Origin of the sequence: Mycobacterium sp., assembly GCF_035314665.1 — a bacterium.
In the GTDB taxonomy this organism is placed as follows: domain Bacteria; phylum Actinomycetota; class Actinomycetes; order Mycobacteriales; family Mycobacteriaceae; genus Mycobacterium.
Genome location: NZ_DATFZD010000405.1, coordinates 1 through 3504 on the forward strand (window position 1 = coordinate 1; position 3504 = coordinate 3504).

The 3504-nt window shown below is 62.4% G+C and carries 3 protein-coding genes and 1 tRNA gene; 2 read left to right on the top strand and 2 right to left on the bottom strand.

What is annotated here, in order from left to right; translation table 11 throughout:
- Positions 1 to 1255 precede the first annotated feature (1255 nt).
- Positions 1256 to 1471, top strand: coding sequence for a hypothetical protein (locus VKI00_RS28855; RefSeq protein WP_324444322.1), 216 nt, complete (start codon positions 1256 to 1258; stop codon positions 1469 to 1471).
- Positions 1472 to 1750: 279 nt separating this feature from the next.
- Positions 1751 to 2074, top strand: coding sequence for a helix-turn-helix domain-containing protein (locus VKI00_RS28860; RefSeq protein WP_324444324.1), 324 nt, complete (start codon positions 1751 to 1753; stop codon positions 2072 to 2074).
- A gap of 136 nt (positions 2075 to 2210) precedes the next feature.
- On the opposite strand, the gene VKI00_RS28865 is transcribed toward VKI00_RS28860, so the two are convergent.
- Entirely contained in the window at positions 2211 to 3287 is a 1077-nt protein-coding gene (locus tag VKI00_RS28865; RefSeq protein WP_324444326.1) for a tyrosine-type recombinase/integrase, read from the bottom strand.
- A 74-nt stretch (positions 3288 to 3361) separates the two neighbouring features.
- A tRNA-Ala gene (locus VKI00_RS28870) sits at positions 3362 to 3437 on the bottom strand.
- Positions 3438 to 3504 lie beyond the last annotated feature (67 nt).

Here is a 3504-nt window from a genome sequence, read left to right on the forward strand (position 1 = left end):
GACCCCCATCGGTTCACGTCACGCCGATCGCGGCCCCAACTCATCGACACGTAGGCCGTCCTAACTCAACCCTTCCGCCGAACATCACACCTCTTGCACTTAGGTCTCGGAATGGCAACATTTCGTCGAGACGTTTTAAGATGGGCGGTATGGACGCCAAGGACGTGGGGCCTTTGTGTCCCCGCTGTGGCCTGCCGATAAGTACGCCACTACCCGGCGACAGTCCGCGCCGAGGTCGGCGCAGGATCTGGTGCTCGACTGCCTGCCGGCGGGCGGCGCACGCCGAGCGCGCTGCCGCCGAACGTGCCGGCACCGCGGTTCGCGTCATCGAGGTTCCGCGGTACTCCCCTGCGGTTGTTCGGCCGGTGATTGTCCCCCGCCCTCCGACGATTGAAGACCTCGAAATACACGTACTCAACGACCCCGACCATTGCGCCTGGGTCCTTGCTCAGATCACTGCCCGAGCCCGCAGAAAAGAGCTCGACAAACGAGTGTTACGAGCGGCCAGGGAGCTTGCACACGTACTACTTCCGAACGCCGCGAGGTACTAAAACCCGTGTCGGGCCGAACACCTCAGGGACGGATTCGGGAGGATCTGCGTGAAAGTTGCGGCACCGCTAACGAGTGGCTTGCTCGACGCGTGTTGCGGTCGGCGATCCGCAACATGCTCGATGCCGCGGCGTGATCTCTCGACACTGTCAAGCCCGCCATGTCGGCGGGAAGAAAAGCACATCCGCGGGCAGCAGCGCCGATTGGCCGCATACGGCGCAGACCTCGAGACAACGCCGGGCCGAATTACCCGAACGCCAGGGCTACCGCACCGCGAACGAGTGCTTCCACGCACGGGATGACCGACTCAAGAAATCAGCCCTTGGCGCCACCAGTAGTCAGTCCAAACGACGAGCCACGCTGCGCGGAGCGCGCCGTCGCAGTGATGCTCAGCATCCACTAATACGGCTCCAACACAGCCGATGTCGCAACGCAGAACAGATGGCCATCCGCCCACTCATCCGCTTTGGAAGAACGCACCGATGCGACACTCCCGAGCAGGTTCAACTCATTCCAATTTGGAATTGAACGCTTGTCGTTTCCGTCGTGGCTGGCCCGGCTAAGTAGCCATGATGGCCGCTGAAACAGGCTCTGGAACATCCTGTGCGCAGGATTGCTGAGCTTTCGGTCGTGTCTGTCGAGATCAGACTTCAGGGAATCTGCGCTGCTCCGATTCATTGAGCCGACGAAGGTTGACCCACCGCGCATGAGCATCGTCAGCATCGATACCGAATTGCTGTTTGGCGTTATCAAGCGAGAGATAGATATCGTCCACATCGGCAGCCCGCTCAGCGTTTTCATGACGACGTTCGAAGTCTGCCAACGCCGCAAGCGCGATCCGGTACCTGGCGAGGTGAGACACTACGTCGGTGAGGAACACGGCCCGCTTGCGCGCAGTCTCGACAACGTTGGGCATCGCTGAAACTGGGTGCGGCCGCCGGCGCGGATCCAAAGCTTCTGCGTCCCTCACCACCATCGGACTGTAACGACTCTGGCCGCGGTCACGCCACGGTCACGGCTTAGCGTTTTGAGACGCAAGGGCCTTGCGTGGCGGATTTCTCACGAGGTACCGCCCGATCGGGAAACAGCGGGAAATACTGGTGTGCAGCGATTTAGCGTCCGTGCCGCGCGCCTCGATACGCACGTGAAAAAGTTTCCTCTGACCGTCGCCTTAGCTCGTCAGCCTTCGTACAGTGAGTCAATGAGCACCTCCATGAGTCGGCATGACCCCGTCGACCCGGTCACCCGCGCACGACTGCTGAGCGTCAAGATTCCCATCATTTACGACCTGGCAGAGGCAGCGCGCATCCTGGGACTCTCCGAGTCCTACCTGCGATCAAAACTTCGTGACCGCACGTTCGCCGGCATGAAGCGTGCCGGACGATGGGCGATGACCGAGGCCCAGATCGAAGAAGCAATCGAGTCGATGTGCATCCAGGCACGGCCGGCCGACCCGCCCTCGCCGTCGGGGCTGTCACGCCAGAGTCGCTACGGCCGACGACTCCATCAGCAGCACGGCGCTTGAATAACTCCTGCCGCAAGGGATTGTCGAAGCGCCGGAGCATGAGGACTACCAGGCTGGCGACGTTGTCGATCGTTTTGTCCGACATCAAGACATGCACCGAACCCACCACGTCCTGTGGCCATCAACCGTGAGGCGGTCAGCTCAGCACCGAGCCGATCGCGTCGGCAGCCACCTGCGCACTGCGACGATCCAGATGCCCGTACACACCGATGGTCGTCTGGATGGACTCATGCCCCAGATGCTGCTGAATGATCGGCAACGGTACGTCGGCGGCGATCATCCACGACGCACACGTATGGCGCAGGTCGTGCACCCGTGGAGACTTCGTCAGCCCAGCTGCCAGGGCGCGCTCGCGGCCCGGCTTCCAGCCGCCGTTAAAGAACTCCTGGGCGCGAACGGGATTGCCCGCGCCGTTGGTGAACAGGAATCCCGGCGCGGTGAGGTCAACGACCTCCAGCGCCGCGGACGGCAAGCTGATGGTCCGGACCGACTTCTTCGTCTTCGGCGGACCGATCTGCGGTCGGTAGTCACCGGAGTACTTCCAGGCCTTGGTGATGCGACAGGTCTTAGCATCGGCATTGATGTCGGCCGCGGTGAGCGCGGTCGCCTCAGAGAAGCGCATGCCGGTGCTCACCAGCCAGGTCGCGAGATTCTTCCAGCGCTCGCGCTCGATGTGGTCGCGCAGCAGTCGGAACTCGCCCGGCGTGAGGAACACCGTCTCCTCGACACGGGTGTGCGGCAGGCGTCGGCCCTCGCATGGGTTCGACGCCATCACTCCAGCACGCACCGCAGCTTTGAACGCCCCGGACACGAAGCCATGCTTGTTCGAGATGGTCTTTCCGCTGCCGCCCAGCTGCTTCACCCATTGCGCGATCGTGGCCTCAGTGACCGCCGAGACGGGCATGGACCCAAAAACAGGATCGATGTCGCGAGCAACGTACGTGCGGTAGCGCGCCAGGGTCGCCGATTGCACACCGGTGAGGTTGTCGATGTGAGTGGTCAGCCACTCGGTGACGGTTGGAACGTGGCGCCCGATCTCGTCGAGCTCGATGACGCGCAGCGCGTCGTCCGGCCCGTGGTCCTCGAGCAGGGTCTTGAAACGCTCTGCAGCAGGCAGGTTCTCGAACGTCAGCGAGCGCTGGCGACCGTCGTGGCGCCACAGCACGCGGTAGGTGTTCCCGGCGCGGTTCTTCTGGGCGTGGATGCTTGCCACAACATCTGATGTTACGCCAATTGTTACGTTGTTCCCGACGTAACGTCGAAGGGTAGCCGTGAGCTGGACTTTTGTGGTGGAGCTAAGGGGATTCGAACCCCTGACCTACTCGATGCGAACGAGTCGCGCTACCAACTGCGCCATAGCCCCTGGTCGCTAGCAGGTTACCAGCCGGCGCCCATCACCCGTAAAACACGCGAACCCGTTCGGGCGATGT

What these genes read in the sequence shown, in the direction of transcription:
- VKI00_RS28860 (WP_324444324.1), top strand. Translation starts at nt 1,751, where the DNA reads ATGAGCACCTCCATGAGTCGGCATGACCCCGTCGACCCGGTCACCCGC.
- VKI00_RS28855 (WP_324444322.1), top strand. Translation starts at nt 1,256, where the DNA reads ATGAGCATCGTCAGCATCGATACCGAATTGCTGTTTGGCGTTATCAAG.